22 protein-coding genes are annotated in these 21014 nt (G+C 40.5%); 6 read left to right on the top strand and 16 right to left on the bottom strand.

The window, feature by feature from the left end; all coding sequences use genetic code 11:
• Window positions 1-4: 4 nt before the first annotated feature.
• A complete protein-coding gene (locus tag B2906_RS13875; protein WP_286940566.1) occupies window positions 5-913 on the top strand; it encodes an AEC family transporter in 909 nt (302 codons plus the stop codon).
• Here the strand turns inward: B2906_RS13875 and B2906_RS13880 are convergent.
• From B2906_RS13880 to B2906_RS13930, 11 genes are all read right to left on the bottom strand, one after another.
• Entirely contained in the window at window positions 905-1711 is an 807-nt protein-coding gene (locus B2906_RS13880; RefSeq protein WP_286940568.1) for an inositol monophosphatase family protein, read from the bottom strand. The genes B2906_RS13875 and B2906_RS13880 overlap by 9 nt on opposite strands.
• 163 nt (window positions 1712-1874) lie before the next feature.
• Window positions 1875-2612, bottom strand: a complete 738-nt coding sequence (rsmI, locus tag B2906_RS13885) for a 16S rRNA (cytidine(1402)-2'-O)-methyltransferase (RefSeq protein ID WP_286940571.1) — start codon at window positions 2610-2612, stop codon at window positions 1875-1877.
• Window positions 2609-2842 (bottom strand): 4a-hydroxytetrahydrobiopterin dehydratase, encoded by a 234-nt coding sequence (locus tag B2906_RS13890; RefSeq protein ID WP_091653554.1) that lies wholly within the window; start codon window positions 2840-2842, stop codon window positions 2609-2611. The genes rsmI and B2906_RS13890 overlap by 4 nt, the downstream gene beginning before the upstream one ends.
• Window positions 2843-2854: 12 nt before the next feature.
• Window positions 2855-3121 (bottom strand): DUF493 domain-containing protein, encoded by a 267-nt coding sequence (locus B2906_RS13895; protein WP_144606174.1) that lies wholly within the window; start codon window positions 3119-3121, stop codon window positions 2855-2857.
• Window positions 3122-3192: 71 nt separating this feature from the next.
• Entirely contained in the window at window positions 3193-5301 is a 2109-nt protein-coding gene (locus B2906_RS13900; RefSeq protein WP_286940572.1) for a peptidylprolyl isomerase, read from the bottom strand.
• 85 nt (window positions 5302-5386) lie between these two features.
• Window positions 5387-6667, bottom strand: a complete 1281-nt coding sequence (locus B2906_RS13905; RefSeq protein ID WP_219957264.1) for a hemolysin family protein — start codon at window positions 6665-6667, stop codon at window positions 5387-5389.
• A gap of 3 nt (window positions 6668-6670) precedes the next feature.
• Window positions 6671-6877, bottom strand: coding sequence for a hypothetical protein (locus B2906_RS13910; RefSeq protein ID WP_219957265.1), 207 nt, complete (start codon window positions 6875-6877; stop codon window positions 6671-6673).
• On the bottom strand, window positions 6874-7410 hold the full coding sequence (gene lptC / locus B2906_RS13915) for an LPS export ABC transporter periplasmic protein LptC (protein WP_219957266.1): 537 nt from the start codon (window positions 7408-7410) through the stop codon (window positions 6874-6876). Before lptC ends, B2906_RS13910 begins: the two co-directional genes overlap by 4 nt.
• A gap of 87 nt (window positions 7411-7497) precedes the next feature.
• A complete protein-coding gene (locus tag B2906_RS13920) occupies window positions 7498-8802 on the bottom strand; it encodes a hypothetical protein (protein ID WP_219957267.1) in 1305 nt (434 codons plus the stop codon).
• A gap of 72 nt (window positions 8803-8874) precedes the next feature.
• A complete protein-coding gene (locus B2906_RS13925) occupies window positions 8875-10158 on the bottom strand; it encodes a hypothetical protein (protein ID WP_219957268.1) in 1284 nt (427 codons plus the stop codon).
• On the bottom strand, window positions 10148-10861 hold the full coding sequence (locus B2906_RS13930) for a type III pantothenate kinase (protein ID WP_219957269.1): 714 nt from the start codon (window positions 10859-10861) through the stop codon (window positions 10148-10150). The genes B2906_RS13925 and B2906_RS13930 overlap by 11 nt, the downstream gene beginning before the upstream one ends.
• Window positions 10862-10962: 101 nt before the next feature.
• Here B2906_RS13930 and B2906_RS13935 point away from each other — a divergent pair, with 101 nt between their 5' ends.
• The 4 genes from B2906_RS13935 to B2906_RS13950 all read left to right on the top strand — a co-directional run bounded on the left by B2906_RS13935 (window position 10963) and on the right by B2906_RS13950 (window position 15819).
• Window positions 10963-12036: an anhydro-N-acetylmuramic acid kinase gene (locus B2906_RS13935; RefSeq protein ID WP_219957270.1), complete on the top strand. Its 1074-nt coding sequence runs from the start codon at window positions 10963-10965 to the stop codon at window positions 12034-12036.
• A gap of 74 nt (window positions 12037-12110) precedes the next feature.
• Window positions 12111-13337: a Glu/Leu/Phe/Val dehydrogenase dimerization domain-containing protein gene (locus tag B2906_RS13940; RefSeq protein ID WP_219957271.1), complete on the top strand. Its 1227-nt coding sequence runs from the start codon at window positions 12111-12113 to the stop codon at window positions 13335-13337.
• A 183-nt stretch (window positions 13338-13520) separates the two neighbouring features.
• Window positions 13521-15041 (top strand): sodium:proton antiporter, encoded by a 1521-nt coding sequence (locus B2906_RS13945; protein WP_219957272.1) that lies wholly within the window; start codon window positions 13521-13523, stop codon window positions 15039-15041.
• A gap of 190 nt (window positions 15042-15231) precedes the next feature.
• Complete coding sequence (locus B2906_RS13950; RefSeq protein ID WP_219957273.1) at window positions 15232-15819, top strand: hypothetical protein; 588 nt, start codon at window positions 15232-15234, stop codon at window positions 15817-15819.
• 10 nt (window positions 15820-15829) lie between these two features.
• Here the strand turns inward: B2906_RS13950 and B2906_RS13955 are convergent, their stop codons facing one another.
• On the bottom strand, window positions 15830-16420 hold the full coding sequence (locus B2906_RS13955) for a DNA-3-methyladenine glycosylase I (RefSeq protein WP_219957274.1): 591 nt from the start codon (window positions 16418-16420) through the stop codon (window positions 15830-15832).
• Window positions 16421-16511: 91 nt separating this feature from the next.
• Here B2906_RS13955 and alr point away from each other — a divergent pair, with 91 nt between their 5' ends.
• Entirely contained in the window at window positions 16512-17666 is a 1155-nt protein-coding gene (gene alr / locus B2906_RS13960; protein WP_219957275.1) for an alanine racemase, read from the top strand.
• On the opposite strand, the gene purU is transcribed toward alr, so the two are convergent.
• Genes purU through B2906_RS13980 form a run of 4 tightly spaced genes read right to left on the bottom strand, consistent with a single transcriptional unit; the run spans window position 17667 to window position 21013 of the window.
• Window positions 17667-18521 (bottom strand): formyltetrahydrofolate deformylase, encoded by an 855-nt coding sequence (gene purU / locus B2906_RS13965; protein ID WP_219957276.1) that lies wholly within the window; start codon window positions 18519-18521, stop codon window positions 17667-17669.
• Entirely contained in the window at window positions 18518-19261 is a 744-nt protein-coding gene (locus B2906_RS13970) for a shikimate dehydrogenase family protein (RefSeq protein ID WP_219957277.1), read from the bottom strand. The genes purU and B2906_RS13970 overlap by 4 nt, the downstream gene beginning before the upstream one ends.
• A complete protein-coding gene (locus tag B2906_RS13975; protein WP_219957278.1) occupies window positions 19258-20193 on the bottom strand; it encodes a DUF368 domain-containing protein in 936 nt (311 codons plus the stop codon). The genes B2906_RS13970 and B2906_RS13975 overlap by 4 nt, the downstream gene beginning before the upstream one ends.
• A 49-nt stretch (window positions 20194-20242) precedes the next feature.
• Window positions 20243-21013: a phosphosulfolactate synthase gene (locus B2906_RS13980; protein ID WP_091653522.1), complete on the bottom strand. Its 771-nt coding sequence runs from the start codon at window positions 21011-21013 to the stop codon at window positions 20243-20245.
• Between the last annotated feature and the right edge of the window lies 1 nt (window position 21014).

Raw genomic sequence — 21014 nt, forward strand, 5'->3', positions numbered from 1 at the left:
TGAGATGATTGGGGCAGTAATTTCTTTTCTTTTCTTGATTGCGGGGCTTGTCTTTCAGCGAAAAGCAGGCTTTCCAACCGAAAAAGCCATCTCCTTCGTGAATTTTTATCTGTTCAACTTGGTACTTCCTGCCCTGGCTTTACTTTATATACCCCAAATAAAACCAGGTTGGGACCTATTGATTCCTATTTCAGCGGCCTGGCTAACTTTTCTGCTTTCCTGGTTGCTATTCGGAACCCTTGGCAAGATCTTTCATTGGAGTAAACAAGTGACAGGCTGTTTGGCAATTGTTGCAGGGCTAGCTAACACATCATTCTTAGGATTTCCAGTGGTAGAAGCACTGTATGGCAAGTCAGGACTTCCTATCGCCTTATTGATTGATCAGGGAGGTTCTTTTTTATTGGTTTCGTCCTTGGCTATTGTAATTGGCTCGATCTACAGCCATCAAAGCGGAAGACTTCGAGAAATTCCATTAAAAATCATCAAATTTCCTCCTTTTGGTTTTTTGGTTGGAACCCTAATCATGAGTCTTTTGGGATGGAAAACCCCAGAGTTCTTAATGCCTTTCCTGACATTGGTAGGCAAAACCATGGCTCCAATGGCTTTATTAGCGATAGGTTTGAGGTTTAGAATTGAAAAAGCTGATTTGACTTCGCAATATTTTTGGTATGGCTTAGCCTATCGATTGGTTTTTGCACCGCTACTGGTTTACCTGATCTACAGCAATTTTATGGATACAGAAGGACTTACATTCAAAGTAACCGTACTGGAATCGGGGATGGCACCCATGATTACCGGTTCAATTGTCGCAATTAATTACAATTTAGCCCCTAGACTAGCTGCCTTACTTTCCGGTCTGGGGATGATCATCTCCCTTTTTAGCCTGACCATCTGGTATTTCTTTTTAGGCTGACCAGATTCTATCCAGTTCTTCAAAAAACTCCTGGTGAATCGATTTATTGGTTGCTAGAATTTCTCTTCCGAAAATATAGTTTTTACCTCCGGAAAAATCCGTCACTTTACCTCCAGCTTCCTGTACAATAAGTGCTCCTGCAGCCACATCATAAGAGTTGAGATTATATTCAAAAAACCCTTCTATTCTACCCGCTGCAACATAGGCTAAATCAACCGCCGCTGAGCCAAAACGTCTCAAACCATGGGTAGACTGCATAAGACTTTTCAATGTCGCCAAATAGCGGTCTATGAGTTCAAAATTATAATAGGGGAAGCCGGTTGCAATGAGGGAAGCCGCCAGATTTGGAGCTTTACTCACTCGAATCGGGGTATCATTGCAAAATGCTCCTCCTCCCTTGATGGCATAAAAGCATTCGTGCATATTGATTTCATACACTACTCCAAGAATCACTTCCTCTTTTTCCATCAAAGCGATGCTTACGGAAAATACAGGTAAGCCGTGAATAAAATTCGTAGTGCCATCCAAAGGATCAATCACCCAGTTGTATACTTCAGCCCGGGTGGTATTCGTACCTTCTTCAGTGATAAAACCTGCCTCAGGGAAAATGACCGAAAGTTGCTCTACAATCTGACGTTCGGCTTCTTTGTCTACATAAGAAACCAAATCATTGAAGCCTTTATGTTCTACATTTTTTACATCAAAATGCTGACGTTCCTTCCGGATAAAGGCGCCAACTGATTTGGCAATATTTTGTGTTTGATCTAAGAGTTTTGAAAGTTCGGCTGAATTAAGCATCGATGAAAAGTGGGGATTTACTTAATAATGGATGGATAGGGTGAAAATATTTTAATGAGGGAATTAACTTGCAAGATTAAAGCCATTTTAGCTTGAAGCCTTCGGAAACTAAGATATAGAATTTAGTTGAAGCTTTTTCAGATTTCAAACTTAAAAATCAGCTTTATTCTTCTTTTCCATATTTGGCTTTCCTCTTGTCCTCTCTGCTTTCTTTCTTTTCTGCTTTTCCCTCCACAGTGAGTACAATTTCTCCTTTCAAGGGATTATTTTCATAATAATCAATCAACTCGACTAAGGTTCCTCTGACGTTCTCTTCATGAAGCTTTGATATTTCCCTGGAAACACAAGCCTGCCTATCTTCTCCAAAAGCTTCTGCAAGCTGAGCCAAGGTTTTCAACAAGCGATGAGGAGACTCATAAAAAATCATGGTTCTGGATTCCTCAGTCAATGCATCAATTCTGGTCTTTCTTCCTTTTTTATGAGGTAAAAAGCCTTCGAAAACAAAGCGATCATTGGGCAAACCAGAATTTACCAAAGCAGGAACAAAAGCTGTTGGACCTGGAAGACATTGAACCTCCAAACCAGCCGCAATAACCTCTCTAACGAGCAAAAAACCAGGATCAGATATTGCCGGTGTGCCTGCATCAGAAACCAGTGCGAATACCTCTCCTTTTTTCATTCTTTCCACCAGCTTTTCAACTGCTTTATGCTCATTGAAAATATGGTAAGATTGTAAATTATTGGTGATTTCAAGGTGTTTGAGAAGCATCCCCGTAGTTCGGGTATCTTCTGCCAATATTACATTGACAGTCTGAAGTGTTTCCAGTGCCCGCAAAGTTATATCCTTGAGATTGCCGATTGGTACAGGAACCAAAAATAAGCTGACCTGCTGCTCTGTCATACACCCAACTCGTCGATGGCTTTTGCTAGTTTACGGTCTTTCTCAGTCACGGTATTTCCGGCATCATGGGTAGTCAATTCAATCTCCACTGTATTGTAGACATTGCTCCAATTAGGATGATGCTGCTGCGCCTCTGCTAAAAATGCCACTCGGGTCATAAAAGCAAAAGCCTCCTGAAAATCCTGAAATTTGAATGTTCTTTTGAGTTTGTTGTCTTCTTCTTTCCACATGGTTTTTAAAAGTTAAAGTGAAATCACACCTTCAATGGTAGAAGCTTTTTCATAATATTCAATGACCTCGTCGGCACTTTCTACCATCACCTGTATCGTGGTGCTGACATACTTGCCTCCGGAGCTCGGCTTCAGGGTCATTTCATTTTTAGGAAAAATTGCTCCAACCTCATGCTCCCTTCCATTGGGAACAATAAATTTAAACATATACAACATTGGAAACTGTCCGTTAGCTTCCAGTTTTTCCTTGAAGGTCTCTTTGTTAAATTTCTTTTGCATTCGTAAGCTCTCCTGTAAAATGGATTACAAACAAAGAACCCATGCTTTGCGGCATGGGTTCCAATTTTTTCTTAGAAGAATTTATATCGATAATCCTTCACATTGGCCAGATCCTGTAAAGCCATCATGACTTGATAGGAAGTTCTCTGGGCTGCATTCTGTGTAAGAGATGCCTGATAGGATGTATAGTCACCGATCTCGGCTGCAGGAGTAAGATTATTCAATCTACCTACAATGACACCAACGTCTTCAGAAATAGGTTGCGTGATCTTACCTTCAGAAATTCCGAAAATAGCACCCACTGCTTTTGGAGCGAATCCGATACCTGGGATTACCGAGGAGCTTAATTTCAGATCTGGAACCTCATTCAATGAAGCTGCCTGAGGATATACTGCCTTCATTTCTTCCAAAGTAGCTTTACCTTCTAAAGCCTTTTTGATGATTTCAGCTTTCTTCTCGTTCATCACTTGGCCTTTCACTTGCTCTCTAACATCTTCTAGCTTCGCTTCTCCTTCTTCTTTTTTACTAACCAAAGAAGTAACGATGTAAGCATTATCCAATTCAAATACAGGAGATACTTCTCCTTGAGAAGCTTCAGCAAATGCCCAACGGATAATCTCTCTGGCGTTTTGGAGATTATTCAAATTTCTGGCACCTGCATCTACATTGTTTGCCTGAAGGATTCTGTATCCTTTGTCAGTAGCATTTTCTGTAAACTCATTTCTATTGCCGGATTCAGCAGCGAAAGCATCAGCATTTCTGAATGCCTCGTTTCTTGTAGCATCAGAAGCAATTAGCTCCAATTGCAATACAGCTATTTTAGTATACTCGCTTTTTGGAAGAGAAGTCACATCGATGATGTGGTATCCGTATTCAGTTTCTACCAAGTTTGGAATCAAACCTGTAGAACTTCTAGCATAAGTAGCATTTGAGAAAGCTTCTACAAACTCATCCTTAGCAAACCAGCCTAGGTCGCCACCATTTTGGGCGGTACCATCCTGACCGTATTGACGGGCAGCCAACGCAAAATCACCACCGTTTTTCAATTCAGCCAAAACTTCCTCAGCCTGAATTTTAACCTGAGCTCTTGCAGCTTCGTCCATTCCTTCTGTGCTGAATAGGATATGAGAAGCGCTCATTCTTGGAGTACCGTTGTATTTATCAGAAACTTTGAAAGAGATATAAGTAGAGCTTGATGTAACAAAAGGACCATAAGTTTCGCCTTCTACCATTTCATCTACATTGCTGGTCAATTCCGCAGGGAATTCATCACCAGGTCTGAAAGTATAGAATGCTGGTCTGAAGTCAGAGTTTCTGTTAACGAATACAGAATCGTTCTCAGCTGTTCTCAATTGCTCAGTCAATTGGTTGATTCTGGAAATAACCTCAGCTGAATCTTCTTTGCTTGGTCTGATGCTAAAACTTACATACTCCAAGTTGGCAGAATTTCCGGTTTTGAATTTAGCCTGATTCTTTTTCAAGTAGGCCTGTAATTCAGCATCAGAAATTTTCACTGAAGAATCAGACACTGCATAGTAAGGCACAAACAAGATGGATGCATCTGCGATAGTATTGGCTGACTTGTACTCCAATTTTGCTTCAGCAGAAGTAGCATACTCGGAAGTAGCCAAAAGATTATCATACTTGATTCTCAATCTAGAATCTGCGAACAACTGCTCTTGCTGAGCCCAAAAAGCTTGCTGAGCCGGATCTGCTGTTTCTAAAGATTGTAAAAACTGAATCAACTGGCTTTTGTCAAACTGTCCAGTTTGAGGATTCACCAATTGCTGACGGAGTTCAGGAACGATATTTTTTCCCTGTACCATATCCACCAATTCAGCAGGGGAGATAGTTAATCCCAATTTTTCGTATTCTTCTTTGAATACTTTATCGACAATCATTGCTTGCCATGCCTGCTCTCTGACAGTAAACATTTCTACTTCAGATGGAGCTCGACCGGTACGCTGTTGAAAAGCGATTCGAAATTCTTCCACCTTGGCCACGTATTCTTCATACGTGATTTCTTCTCCTGCAATTTCCCCAACGATATTTTGGCTGGAATTGAGAAGAGAGGAATTAGGACTCAAAAGATCACCCCCTAGGAGGAATAAAATCAACCCGCCGGCAATAACACCGATTGCGAGACCTGTCCGCTGTCTTATTTGTTTAATTAACGCCATTATTGTTACTACGCTTTTTTAGAAGTGTCGCAAAATAATAGCATTAGTAACGAAATTCAAAATATATTCTGAATCAAACCCTTACCTAAAAAATCGTTGGGCCGTTGATTTTGAGCCTAACTGAGTCAATTCTATGATCTTGTCTCGAAACTACAGTGAAGGTATATGCCTCTATTGTCACAGACTCCCCTTTTTTGGGAAGATTTTCGGTATGAGAAAGAATTAATCCCGAAATTGTTTCAAAATCTCCAATCGGTAAATCCCAATCATATTTATCATTTAAATAATCAATTTCATGACGGGCACTGAGTAAATATTCCTGATCTCCGATTTTTTGCTCGATCAAATCATCACTGTCATACTCATCTTCTATCTCTCCAAAAATCTCTTCGATGATATCTTCCATCGATACGATTCCGCTAGTACCTCCAAATTCATCCACCACCAAAGCTAAACTTTTCCTTTCCTGAATAAACTGAATCAGCAACTCATTGGCAAGAGCGGATTCCGGAGCGATGATAATCGGGGTGAGAATCTCTTCAATAGTCTTAGGCTTTTTGAAAAGCTCCAATTGATGGCAATATCCGATTACATCATCGATCGTTTCCCTGTATACAATGATTTTTGAATGCCCGCTTTCAGCAAACACTTCTTTCAAATCTTCAATGCTGTCTTCCACCTCCACAGAAACAATATCTGTTCGAGGAATCATACATTCCCGAACTCTGACAGTTTTGAATTCTACTGCATTGTCGAAGATTTTGGTATCTATTTCAGCTTTTCCCTCAGACTTGGTCTGATTCATATGGTTTTGGATAAAGCTGTTCAAGTCCGTCACTGTAAAAACCGGTCTGTCTTCACTATACTCTAATCGTAAGATTTTGGTAATAAAAAATCTGGATAGCCCTACAACAGCCCAAACAACCGGATACATGAGGTAATAAATGCCGAGAAAGGGAATGGCAAAAATGCTCAACATATTGTTAGGATTGAGCATAAAAAGGCTTTTAGGAAGAAATTCGGCCGTAATCAGCACGATAATAGTGGAAATTAAGGTTTGCAATAGCAACACCACCACCTCATTGTTGAGCCCAGGAGGCAACCAAGCATCCAAAGGATACTCCAGCAGGTAGGCCATGAAAATACCATAGAGCACCAAGGAGATCGTGTTTCCCATCAAAGTAGTACCTATAAACTGCCCTGGTCTTTTGATGAAGCTACTCAATACTTTTCCGCTAAGTGCACCTTGCTTGCTCTGCAATTCTATCTGAAGCTTATTGGCAGAGATATAGGCGATTTCTATTCCTGAAAAAAATGCAGAAAAAAGGAGAGTAATAATGACATAAATGAGATAAGTAGTCTCCATAAATTAACGCTTGCGCTTTTTTTCTGGCTTTGAGTTATTTTTTTCTGCTTCCTCCCGCTTGGTTCTTCTATACTGAAACCAAAAAAGTAAAGCTACTGCGAACATAAAGATAGCATAGGAAAACCCTATTCCCACCGTCATGGCCTGATGAATACCAATGATTATCAAGGCCAAAGAAAGGGATAAAATCAATAAATCGCCTAATTTCATATTTCTTCTCCCGGTAATATAGTCCTACTGTCTCTCACGTTTTTCAAGGTATAATTGGTAAAGCTTTCATCTGCTTCCATTCCTGTTCCATTAAAAAGGGTTTGCTTGTCCCGGATGGTCACAAACTTATCAGTGAAGATTTTTTTCTTGTTTGGATCCCAATACAATTCCTCACTTTGTAAATGCTGATCTTCTATAGAATTATCCACCTGCACATTCCCTTCACCTCTATACAGGTTTTTTTCTTTGTCAAAATAACCCCTATCCGCTCTCAATGTTGTTTCTAAGGTTCCGTCTCTTTCAAAAAATTCAATCAAAATTCCATCTGGAAACTCCATATTTCCATTGAGGTATTCGAGTTGTTTGGCGGCTGTGATCTCTGATCTTACGATAGCTGAGTCAGAATGTACCACATGGATATTGGTGGCAATGTTCATTGGTCCTTCATACACCTGCAATGCGGTTGAATCCACATCTTCCCGGCAGGAAAGCAGAGATATTGCTAAAGAAAGCAAGAGAAGTAATTTCCTCATGACGCAAAGATAAAAGATATTTTAAGCAGAAAGGGAAAACAAAAAAAGGCAGCCCGAAGACTGCCTTTTGTACTTATTTGTTTTGAATTAGTCTCTTGTAGCCAAGGTAACAGTTTCACCAATCCAGCATCCTGTATTGATAGTACCACCTACTTGAAGACCTTCAGTAAAGATTTCTTCTCTAGAAGGGAACTGAGCTCTAGCCTGCGCCATTCCTTGAGAGTCACCTGCTCTTTGGTATGCATTGTAAGCAGCCATGTAGATAGATCTATCTTTAACTCTTGATACACCACCTCTACAGTCGTTGAAAGAGTTCATATACAATCCGCCAATCAAAGAGTAAGCATCTTTAGTTTTGCTTTCGTCAAGGTTAGCAGCTTCTTTAGCAGCATTTCTAGCAGCAGACTTTCTTCCTAGGTTGGCATGAACTTTCGCCAATTCCATTTGGATTTCAGCTTTCTGCACATTGTTTTCAGCTAAAGTCAAAGCTTTTTCCAATACCGGCTGAGCTTTCTCATAATTCTGCTCCTGCATATATCTCATCGCTCTTACCTGAGAAGTAGCGTAAGTTGGATTTTTAGAGTCAATCAGTTCCAAAGCGGTCAAGAATGCATTAGAAGAGAAACACTTATACTGAACAGAATACTTGAAGATCTGCTGTGCCAATTGCTCATTGGTAGGATCAGCCTTCAACTTAGGACCCATGGTGTTTTCGATGAAGTCACAATCGATCAATTCCATAGCTACCAAGATAGATTCAGCTGTACTTCTAGCATTGGATACATCCTTACCATTAGCTTCAGCCTTGTTTAAATACTCTTGAATTTTATCGTACTTGGCCAAAACCTGCTCAGGCTTATATGCTTGATTGTAGGCATTATGTCTGTAAACCGCATCGAAGTAAGCAGCATATAGAGTTGGGATGGATAATTCTCCATTGATCTCCATTGCTCTTTCGAAATCAGCAACTACATCGCCTAATTTCTCTTTAGTGCCTTTGAAGTAGCCATATCCGTAGTATGCTTTATTTTCAATCCATTTAGTAGCATTGTTATAAAGCTCATCTCTTTTATCATAGATCAGCATTACTGAATCCTGATAAGCTCTTTTCTTGGCAGGATCGCTAACTGCCTCCGCTGCTCCATCATATACTTTAGTACCGTTAATGTAGATGGACTCATTCAAATTAGGTACGTTCACTAATAGCCAGTGGAGAGGTTTGGTAGCTTCCACAAACTGATCCGCTTTCATGTAGTCTACATAAGCAGCGTTCAATTCTCTAGCTTTAGCTTCTTTAGCTTCGTCGGATGGCCAATTCCATCCGTCCTGGGCTTGCACCATTCCGGCGAGAAGCAAGGCGGATAGCCCCAGAAGGGTTGATTTAATTTTCATGGTTTTGACTTGTTTAATTCGGTTTAATTGCTCTTCTCTTTCTATGCAGTCCTTAAAACTGCCTTCAGATATTTACTCAAATACTCTTTTGTAGAACCAAGTGTTATCGTTGAGAGAGAAGCCTAAGGTAAAGTTCACGTAGTTTTCTCTGATCAATCCTGCGGAGGTAGTCCCTCTTTGTCCCACCTTTACCGCAAGGTTCATTAACGACAATTGGTTAACAGGAATTGAAGCTCCAAAGTTAATGCCAAGGTCATTAATGGTGGTCTGGTTGATATAGTATGGAGTCTGTAAAAACTCCAAACCTACCCTGTAAGTGCCTCTTTTCAGATTGTTATCAACCGACATAAAATCGGGAACAATCTGGAATCCCAAGCCCAATTTAATAGCCTCTCTCAGCTCCAAAGGATCCCCCAGAAAGTTTCTGAAATCAGAGAAATTCTGGTACTGACCTTCCAATCCAATCACGTATTTATTGACTCTCTCGTAACTCACCCCAAATCCGTAACGACTTGGTATATAGATACTTCCTTTTTCGTTGTCCAATATCAGGTCTCCTTCTGTATCGGGGTCGCTAGCTTCGCCAAATGCGGCGAGTTTGGCAAAGGCACTTCCATTAACGTCCCCTAGACCCTGATAAATGGCACCCACATGAAGATTACTTTTCTCACCTACTTTGAAATAGTAGTGAGTACCAAATTTGAGGGCAACATCGCTAATTGTTAATCTTTCATAATATTCAGAAGTGCTTCCTACCTGCGTGCCATTTTCATTAAATAGAGTCAATTGATTCTTTCGGATGGTAGAGCCAAATAGGTAAGATCCATGAACACCAATACTCAGATTTTTGGCTAATAAATAACCCGCACTGATGTAAGCTTCGGATATTCCTCCGTCGCCATTAATATTATTAACTGCCTCAATCTCTGCATTGTTAACCATACTGGAGATTTGCAGATCATAATTTACCGAGGTAACCTGATTCAGACCCATTCCCATAGTTAGTTTTCCTGGCTTGAAAGGCAAGGAAAGCGCGATATAGGAAAGTCCTCCGCCGTCCACATCGGAAGATTGAGACCCATTAGAAGCATTGATTCTTCTGTAATTCAGGGAAGTCTGAAAATTAAAAATAGTGTTTCTGGTTTGTAGGGCAGGATTGACTACGTTGGCATTCCAGCCCGTGCCAAAACTGATTCCTAATCCTCCCATTCCTTGGTTTTGTGTAAGTCCGGAATAATTAAACTCCCCGATTCCTAGGGCAGAATAAGTGGAGGCACTAGACTGTGCCTGAGCTTCAGAAAAGAGGATGAAGGTGCAGCAAACACCCAATAGATGCCATTTGATTTTACTCAACATTGTGGTTTAGAATGCAATTCAATCCATACAGGACCAAATTTGGGACTACAAATATGTGGTCTTTTGCCAATGATTCAAAAGATTGTGCATCTCCACCGCAAACAAAGACCTTAATTTCAGGAAATTCGGCCCTAAAAGCCTGAATTTGACCTATGATTTCGTAATAAATGCCATACCATACCCCCACTTGCATACAAGTTTGGGTAGAATCTCCGACCCGAGACTCCGGTTTTTTACCTACTTCTACCAAAGGAAGGCGGGCCGTAAACTGATTCATGGCCTTGGCTCGCATAGCCAAGCCAGGACTGATCGCTCCACCTTTGTAGGTATCAGACACAATCAATTCAAAAGTCATACAGCTTCCCAAATCGATTACCAAAGCTGAATTCTGTCCGGCTTTTTTCCAGCCCCCGATCGCAGCAGCGATTCTATCCAAACCCAAAGTCTGAGGAGAACCGTATCCATTGTATATGGGAAGACTGGTTTCTCTTGTCAAAAAAAGAAAATCAAAATCCAAAGCGGATTTCAATTCTTCCTCTGACCATTTGACTGAGGAAATAATACTCTCCTCGAAGCTCAGTTCAGACCAGGCTTTTTTGGCAAAGTCCAGATTCTCAAAAGCCCTTTCCCAGGTGATTTCACCTTTTTCAAAAAGCGCTGATTTAACCCGGGTATTCCCTATGTCGACTACGAGGTTTGGCATATGATAAATTATGACTGCAAATTAGCTATTTAAAAAAAGAGGACTTTTTCCAGTATCTAAAATTATCTTTGAATCGTCCCTGACTTAACAAACATTAACCCATGAACGCAAAGAGCTTCCAACTAATAGGCTTGATGTCCGGTACTTCCGGAGATGGATTAGACCTTGCCTACTGCGAATACAAAAAGAGTGATAACTGGACTTTCGAAATTTTGGAAGCTTTGACTATTCCATTTCCTGAAAACTTGGGACATCAATTATCCAAATCACACCTATTAACAGCGAATGAACTGGCAGTTTTAGATGTGACGTTTGGAAAATGGATGGGGGAACAAGTAGCCGCTTTTTGCAAAGAACGAGAAATTACTCCTTTTGCTCTTTGTTCACATGGTCATACGGTATTCCATCAGCCAAACCTTGGACTGAGCTTGCAAATTGGCAATGGATGGGCCCTTCACCAAGCTTCAGGATTGACAGTGGTCAATGATTTCAGAATGCTAGATATACAACTAGGAGGTCAGGGAGCTCCATTGGTACCTATAGGTGATGAATTACTTTTCCCTCAAATGGACTTCTGCATTAATCTGGGCGGAATTTCCAACATAAGTATGAAGCAAAATGAGCAAAGGGTAGCTTTTGACATGAGCCCTTTCAATATTTTGTTAAATCCAATTGCCCAAATTTTAGGAGCTCCTTATGATAAAGGTGGTCAATGGGCATCTGAGGGTAAGGTATCAAATACACTTCTCGATAAGCTGAATAAATTGCCCTTTTACTCCAAAAAAGGAGCAAAATCCTTGGGAAGGGAAGATATGGAGCAGGATTTTGAACCACTAATCAAAAATTCAGGCTTAGCCCCAAAGGACCTATTAGCCACTTTGATTGAGCACTACGCTCTGCAAATCAGCCAAGTAATAAGAGACTATTCCCAGGTAGAAAATCCCCAGGTTTTGATTACAGGTGGAGGGGCCTATAACAGCTATTTTATCCAGCGATTAGACGCTCATTTAGAGGGACAATGGAATCATTTTCAAGCTTCATCTGAATTGATTGAATTCAAAGAAGCCTTGATTTTTGGTTTTCTGGGACTCCTTAGATTGCTGGGAGAGGAAAATTGCCTCAGCTCTGTCACAGGAGCTAGAAGAAATTCCTCTGGAGGAGTGATTTATAGCTAACCCTCCATACAATCTACTCTAGGAGGCGCTGGATATTTTTCTATTTTTGCGCTGCGAAGTAAACCCAAATAAACATGCAGGAATTATTAAAGAAGTTTGAAAATAAAAAACCCGAAATCATTTTCGAGTGGTCAGACTCTGAGTCTGAAGCGGAAGGTTGGGTAGTCATCAACTCCCTGAGAGGGGGAGCTGCCGGAGGAGGAACCCGAATGCGAAAAGGCTTGGATAAAAGAGAAGTAGAATCACTTGCCAAGACTATGGAAGTGAAATTCACTGTGTCAGGTCCAGCCATAGGAGGAGCAAAGTCCGGAATTAATTTCGACCCTAAGGACCCAAGAAAGGATGAGGTATTGAGAAGATGGTACAAGGCAGTCACTCCATTACTGAAAAACTACTACGGAACTGGCGGGGACTTGAATGTGGATGAAATTCACGAAGTAATTCCAATTACTGAGTCTTTTGGAATCTGGCATCCACAGGAAGGTGTGGTCAATGGACATTTTCATGCTACCGAGCCTGAAAAAATCAGAAAAATTGGTCAGTTAAGACAAGGTGTTTCCAAGGTTTTAGAAGATCCTCATTTCACTCCAAACGGTCCTAAAAAGTACACAGTAGCCGATATGATTACCGGGTACGGAGTGGCTGAGGCAGTGCGTCATTATTATAAAATTTGGGGCGGAAACCTCAAAGGAAAGCGTGCAGTCATCCAGGGCTGGGGCAATGTAGGAGCCGCTGCAGCATGTTTTCTGGCAGTAGAGGGAGTTAAAATAGTCGGCATCATTGACCGTGATGGCGGTTTGATCAAAAAAGAAGGATTCTCTCTTGATGAAGTAAGAGAGTTATTTATAACCAGAAATGGCAATCAGTTAATCGCTGACCAATTGATTCCTTTTGATATGATTAATGAAGAGATTTGGGATCTGGAAAGTGAAATCTTTATCCCTGCCGCGGCATCAAGACTGATTACTAAAGAGCAGTCAGAACGAATGATCAAAGCAGGGTTAGAAGTGATTTCCTGCGGAGCCAATGTACCTTTTGCAGACCCGGAGATTTTCTTCGGACCTATTGGTGCATGGACAGATCATCAAGTTTCCGTGATTCCGGATTTCATCGCGAATTGTGGTATGGCAAGGGTATTTGCTTACCTCATGAGTGATCAAGCAGAAGTAACCGATCAGGCAATTTTCAAAGATGTAAGCAAGACTATTGAAAAAGCCTTGAAAAAGACTTTTGCGGAAAATCCAGGAAAAACTAAACTGGCTGAAAGCTCCTTTAAAATAGCTTTGGGTCAACTCGTGTAAAACCATTCTTTAGCTTTGCCCAGTTGGAGTTAATTTTTGATTAAATCCGCTGGGCAGCTTTTTGATGGTTGTGCGGTTTGACGCAAAATCTGTAGTTTAGCAAATCCCTATTACAGACTGTCAAGCAAAAAATATTTGCTTAAATTAACCGAAAAGAACACCCAGCATACCCCTGTTATTCACATGAAGAATTTTATCCTTGGCATCTCCTTACTTTTCGGAATATTATTTTTTCCCGGAATGCAGGCATCCCAGTGCCTGGCTAAGGAGAGCTCTAATGAAACTAGGCTAATTGCACAAGCTGAGCAGGTAGATGCTGATCATGAGGCAGCTAGCGTTCACATAGAAGAAGCACACGAAACCGAAGTCCACCATACACCTCCGGGATGGTTAGTCATTCCTTTTGTGGCTCTTCTTCTGATGATTGCTACGGGGCCATTGTTCTATGAGCATTTCTGGCATAAAAACTATCCCAAAATTGCGGTTGGCTTGGCTGTTCTAGTGGTTTTATACTATCTATTTGTATTAGAAAATGTACACGGGCCGGTTCACGCCTTGGCCGAATATGTTCAATTTATTGCCCTTTTGGCCTCTCTGTACATTGCCTCAGGGGGTATTTTGATTGAAATTGACAAAAAAGCTACACCTCTTGCCAACGTATCTTTGCTGCTGATAGGAGCATTGGTTTCCAATTTGATTGGAACGACTGGGGCTTCCATGCTTTTAATCCGTCCTTTTATTCGATTGAATAAAGGCAACATTCAAGCTTACCATATCATCTTCTTTATTTTTATGGTCAGCAACATCGGGGGGTCTTTGACACCTATTGGTGACCCTCCCTTATTCCTAGGCTTTTTGAAAGGTGTTCCATTCTTCTGGACTTTAGAAAACAACTGGGACAATTGGCTATTTGCCCTACTGATTTTAGCGGCCGCATTCTATTTTGTCGATCGCAAATTTGGAAGAGCAAATGATGACAGTGAAATGGAAGAGGTAACCTATACCAATAAATTCTCCATGATTGGATTGAAGAATTTTGGATGGTTATTCATTGTGATTTGTTCTGTCTTCCTCGACCCAAACGTACTGGACTGGGTTCCTGCTATCCACTATGATGGACAAAAATTCTCTTTTCTCAGAGAAATTATCATGCTTTCTGTAGCCTTCCTTTCCTATCGATTTGCAGATCAACGAGCGATTAAAGGCAATGAATTCAACTTCGAACCAATCCGGGAAGTTGCGTTTATTTTCATCGGTATTTTCGGAACCATGATGCCTGCTTTGGAATTGGTGGGTGATTTTGCGAAATCTCCTGAAGGAGCTGAATTAATCACCCATAATACTTTGTATTGGGGAACAGGTATTTTATCAGGCTTTTTGGATAATGCCCCAACATACCTGAATTTCTTAGCAGCAGCAATGGCTTCAGAGGGAGCTTCGATCAACAATATTCAGGAAGTAAGGCAGTTTGCTGCTGATGGTTATCCTGATTCATCTTTCCAGCTAATGGCTATTGCCATCGCCTCTGTATTTTTTGGAGCTATGACATACATTGGTAATGGACCTAACTTCATGGTAAAGTCAATCGCTGAACAAAGCGGGATCAAAATGCCATCCTTCTTTGGCTACATCATCCGCTTCTCCCTGCCTATTTTATTACCTATCCTGTTTTTGGTATGGTTGGTATTCTTTGCTTTTGCCTAAAAGCAGACCCCTTTTGCAAAATGTCAAGAGACTAAGAGGAGTTCCTTTTTCTCTCATGAAGGAGGTTCTCTAACTGATATTTGAATCGTAATTTTGAAAAAATTTCTTAGTTTAGATAAAGAAAACCCTTGTCTCTGACCCAAAAACTAGTAACTTAGATTCATCTGAAAATGAATGAATTGCGATAGTTATGAAAGCTGCCAGAAATTTTTCCCTGATTCTTTTTCTTTTCCTGTTGGTTTCCTGCAATGCCGAGGAAGACTTCCTTCCCAAAGGAAGCCAACTTCTTTTGAATCCCAATTTATCCCTGTATCCAGATAATGTTTCGCCTTGGACACCATTGACCTCCAATACAGTTCAGTATGGAGTGAGCAGGGAAGTATTCTTGACTGGAAACCGATCTCTTTTTATCGAAAATAAAGAAAGATCAACTGCCCATGCTGCAACTTGGATTCAGACTTATACCGGACCCATGCCTGCTCCCGGGAGCACAGTTGAGCTTTTAGCTTTTGTAAAGGGAGAAAATGTAAGGGATTTAACTTTAGGAGGAAGAGTGCACATTGGAATACAGATTTTTCCCAGAATAGCATTTGATCAAAGCAAAAGTGCTTCCGCCACAAATGAAGAGCTTTTTCAAGGTGATTTTGATTGGTTTTTATTGAAAGCCACCTTGGAAAATTTTCCAAAAGATGCAGAAAAAATTCAGGTTGGTTTATTTGTACCCGACTTAACTTTAGGGAAAGTATATTTTGATGAGATTAATCTAATTGTAAGGTAAAAGTCCAAGCTTAAGACCCTTGCAGTTTTTTCACTTCACTATGCCGAAAACAATCGACCAAATGATCATTCACTAAGCCAGTTGCCTGCATGTGGGCGTAGATTGTTGTGGAACCCAAAAATTTAAAGCCTCTTTTCTTTAGATCCTTAGCCAATCGGTCGGATTCAGCTGAGGTAGCAGAAGCATCTTTCATACTTTGAAGCTTGTTTTGAATAGGTTTTCCTCCTACGAAAGACCAGATATAATCTGAAAAAGAACCGAACTCTTGCTGTACCTCCATAAAGCGTTGAGCATTATTGATAGCTGCTTTAATTTTGAGCTTATTTCGAATAATTCCCGGATCGTGGAGCAATTCTTCTACATAGGAATCGGGAAAGTCAGCGACCACTTTGTAATCAAAATCGGCAAAAGCATTTCTATATCCCTCCCGCTTTTTCAGGATCGTTGCCCAGCTCAATCCTGCTTGGGCAGACTCCAAAACCAGGAATTCAAAATGAATCTTATCATCATAAACAGGAACTCCCCATTCTTCGTCATGGTAGCTAACATATTGATCAAATCCCAAACACCAAGGGCAGCGAATTTTCGATTGAGTGTCCATTTGTAAAAGCTTTAGGAATAAATGTAGGGAAAATTGGGAATTGGAATCAAGCTGACTTAATTTTTGGCCCGGTTCAAAAAAACCAAGAATTATGATTGCTACCTCCTTTTTGGAAATCAGCGCAAAAGCCTATAGACAAAACATCAAATACATTCGCTCAGAAATAGGGGAAAAGCCTACTATTTCTGCAGTGGTTAAAGGAAATGCCTATGGGCATGGAATTGAGCAAATGGTAGGAATAGCAGAAAAAGCAGGTATCAGGCATTTCAGTGCTTTCAGCTCGGATGAAGCTTGGCTTGTTAAAAAGCATTCTACCAAAAATTCTGAGATTATGATTCTGGGGATGTTGTATGAGGAAGAAATGGAAGATTTGATCCGAGCTGGGATCAATTTTTATGTTTTTGATTTTTACAGGCTGGAAAAGGCAATCTCTATTTCAAAAAGAATCAAAATTCCTGCAAAGATCCATGTTGAAGTTGAGACAGGATTTCACAGAACAGGGTTTGACTGGGAGGATAGAGAAAAGTTGGTTCAAGTGTTGAAAGAAGCCAAAGAACATGTGATTTTAGAAGGACTTTGCACTCATTATGCAGGAGCTGAAAGCGTGAGCAATTTTGTGAGGGTGAAAAATCAGATTTCAGTCTATTATGAGTTTAAAAACTATCTCTCAGAAAACTATCTCTTTTTCAACAGGTACCATACTGCCTGCTCTGCAGCCACTTTGATTTTTCCGGAAACCATCATGGACATGGTGAGAATCGGCATTGCCGGTTATGGTTTTTGGCCAACCAAAGAGACGTATTTTGCCAAATTGAAAGATCTTCCAAGCAATAATAAAAACCCATTGAAAAGACTGATTACCTGGAAGAGTTCTGTCATGAGCCTGAAAAAGGTAGAAATGGGAGAGTTTGTTGGGTATGGCAATAGTTTCATGGCCCTTCATGACATGCAATTGGCCATCGTGCCTGTCGGGTATGGCCATGGATACAGTAGGTTACTTTCCAACTCAGGACAAGTCCTTATAGGCGGGCAATTCTGTCAAGTGGTGGGAACGGTTACCATGAATGCCATCGCAGTGGATATTACTAAGGTATCGGGAGTTCAAACAGGGGATGAAGTGGTAATGATTGGAAAGCAGGGGAAAAAAGAAATTACTGTTGCTTCCTTTTCGGAGTCTACCCAGCAGGTGAATTATGAATTGCTAACAAGACTTCCCAAAGATATTCCCAGAAAGGTAATTCCCTAATCAATAAAAGATCACTGTCTTATTTTTTACAACAAGGACCTTCCTTTCCAAATGATATTTAATGGCCTTGGAGAGAACTACTTTTTCCACGTCTTGGCCAATTTGTACCAATTCAGAAATCGTATTATGGTGGCGAACGCGTGCAACTTCCTGTTCTATAATCGGTCCTGCATCCAATTCTTCAGTCACATAATGAGCAGTGGCCCCAATGATTTTTACGCCTCTTTCGTATGCTGCGTGATACGGTTTTGCTCCAATAAAAGCAGGTAAAAAAGAATGATGGATATTGATGATTCTATTGGGAAATCTTTCAATCAACTTCCCTGACAAAATCTGCATGTACCGAGCCAACACAATAAAATCTACCTGATTTTCCTCTAAGAGCTCCAGTTGCTTGGCCTCTGCTTCCTCTTTGTTGGAGTTGTTGACAGGAATATGCTCATACTTAATCCCAAAGGACTCTACTACCTGTCTCAGATCGGGATGATTGGAAACTACCAAAGGGATATCCATTTCCAACTGACCCGCATGATGCCTGCCCAAAATATCAAAAAGGCAATGTGAGAGCTTACTCACAAAAAGAGCCATTCTTGGTTTGGGAAAATTAAAATGAAGCCTAAAGTCCATCCCAAATTTTCCAGCGACCTCTTCTTCAAACTTTTGCTTGATTGATTCCTTGGAAATGGAAAAGCTTTCAAGTTCACAGGCTGCTCTCATAAAAAACATCCCCAGCTCCTCATCCACATGCTGATCTACTTCTAAAATATTCCCCTCATATCGAAACAAAAATTGGGAAACAGCTGCTACTATTCCTTTTTGATCTTTGCATTGAATAATGAGGATAGCCTTTTTCATGATTTCTCATTCCATATTTTCCAGGCAGCTTCTGCTTGAAGCTCTAACATTTCCAATCCATTTTTGGCTTTTCCTCCATTTGAAAGACAAGCTTTCATGAGGGTAGTTTCTGAAGGATTATAAACCAAATCAAAAACCCAGTGCTCAGAGGACAATTGTGACAAAGGAATAGGAGGAAATCCTTCTGTTTTGGGATAAGTGCCTAAGGGAGTACAATTGATCAACAAATGATGATCAGCCATGTAAGATGGGTTACCTTCTAAATCCTGATAGCTAATTTGTTGATCCGCTGGATTTCTGGATACAGATAGGAATTCAATTTCCAAATCATTGAGGGCTTGCTTAATTGCCTTAGAAGCTCCACCAGTTCCCAAAACCAAAGCTTTGGGTCTTTTTGGGCCCAACCATTTTTCTAAGGAACCTTTGAAGCCAAAGTAATCCGTATTGTATCCAGTCAGTTTTCCGGGCTCAATTTTAATACAATTGACTGCACCGATTTTCTCACAGGCAGGATCAAGAGCATCCATCCAAGGGATTACTTGCTCCTTGTATGGGATGGTCACTGACATCCCTTCCAATTCGGGGTTTTCCTTTAAAACTTTGGAAAAGTCAGTAATCTCAGGGATTTCATATAGGTCAAAGTGACAGTTAGAGATTTGTTCTTTTTCAAATTTTTCTGTGAAGTACTTCTTTGAAAAAGAATGACCCAATGGATATCCGATTAAACCGAATTTTCTCATGATTTCTTGAGATAAGCGGCCAACAAATCAATTCCCAAAACCAATACAATTCCCCCAACAAAGCCAAATATGGCCCATGTTAAATTGGGCTCAGCACCTACCTGAGCCAAATATTCTGAAGGCCAAATATTTTCAGTTAAAAAGGGTTTTTCTTCTCCGGAAGAGGAGGTTCTGTATTGAGTAACCACTTTCCAAGGCCATAATTTATTGATGGAACCCAACATAAACCCTGAAAGTAAACCTATGGTAGTGGAATAGAATTTTCTAAGGAGCCAAGAAACAACTCTACTGAATGAAAGAAGACCCACAATACAACCTGAGGCAAAAATTCCCAATGTGAGAATATCTTTTTCTGAAACTGCTGCCAATATTGTTTCATATTTTCCCAAAATCAGCAAGATGAAACTTCCGCTAATCCCCGGAAGGATCATGGCGCATATAGCAATAGCTCCGGCGGCAAAAGTAAACCAAAGCGCATCGGGAGAGGTGGTCGGAGGAAGGCCTGTTACCCACCACGCCAAAGCTGTTCCTATCAAGAGAGAAATTATCACTCCCAAATGCCAGCGTTTGATTTCTTTCAAAATAATGAAAGCACTAATCAGGATCAATCCACAGAAAAATGACCAAAGCGGGATGGGATGTTCATCCATCAGCCAGGTTATCAATTTGGAAAGTGTGAAAATTGAGGTCATGATACCCAGCAAAAGACTGAGTAAGAAGCTACCATTTACAGATTTGTAAAATCCTTTCAACTCAAATTTGAGCAGAAGTTTCAGGTTATCCCCTGTAAAGGCATTGATACTGTCCAGCAAACGCTGATAAATACCTGTGATCAAAGCTATGGAACCACCTGAAACACCAGGAACAATATCCGCGGCGCCCATGGCCATTCCTTTCAAATAAGTCAGCAGGTAAATTTTGAGCTTTTTCATTTGATAAAAATAAAGGCTGAAAGATTCACTCGATCAGCCTATTAAATTTTTAAAGTTTGATTTCTCCTAAAAAGTGATCGAATGTATCACCTCTCAAGCCTAGTCGAATGGTTTCCAAAGGAATCACCTCAGAAGGGGAAATATTTCCCAAATTAACATTCGCTCCTAGTAATTTGATAAACCAAACCTGCTGAGATTTGATAGGTGCTTCCCAAAGGATTTTTTCTTCAGGGATTTTTGTCAAAATTTCTTCGACCAAACCTTGTCTTACTTCCCCGGAGTCACGGAATAATCCCACATTTCCTCCTTCTCTTGCTTCTCCGATTACCTTCCACGCACCTGCATCGAGTTCAGTTTGCATCTGTTCAATCCACTTGTATGGAGGGATGATTTTAGCAGCATCTTTAGAACCTACTTCTGAAAGTACGGTTACCTGCTTTGCCAAAGTGGATATATACTCACACTTTTTATCATGATTTAGAGATATCGATCCGTCAGAAACTTCAGCAAACTCTAAATTATATTTATCTAATACTTTTCTGTAGTCTTCAAACTGTCCTCTTACGATAAAAGCTTCAAATAAAGTTCCTCCAAAATAAACGGGAATCCCAGCTTCTTTATAAACCGCCAGTTTTTCACTCAATTGTTTGGTCACATATGATGTGGCCCAACCTAACTTTACAATGTCAACAAAATCAGAACAGCTATCTACAAAGTCTTCTGTTTCCCTAAGGCTAAGTCCTTTGTCCATAGCCATAGTAAATCCCGTGGTACGCGGCTTTTCAGTACGTACAGGGATATTCTTTAGCACATAATTCATT

Source organism: Algoriphagus sp. UBA3586 (genome assembly GCF_002376385.1).
GTDB lineage: Bacteria > Bacteroidota > Bacteroidia > Cytophagales > Cyclobacteriaceae > Algoriphagus > Algoriphagus ornithinivorans.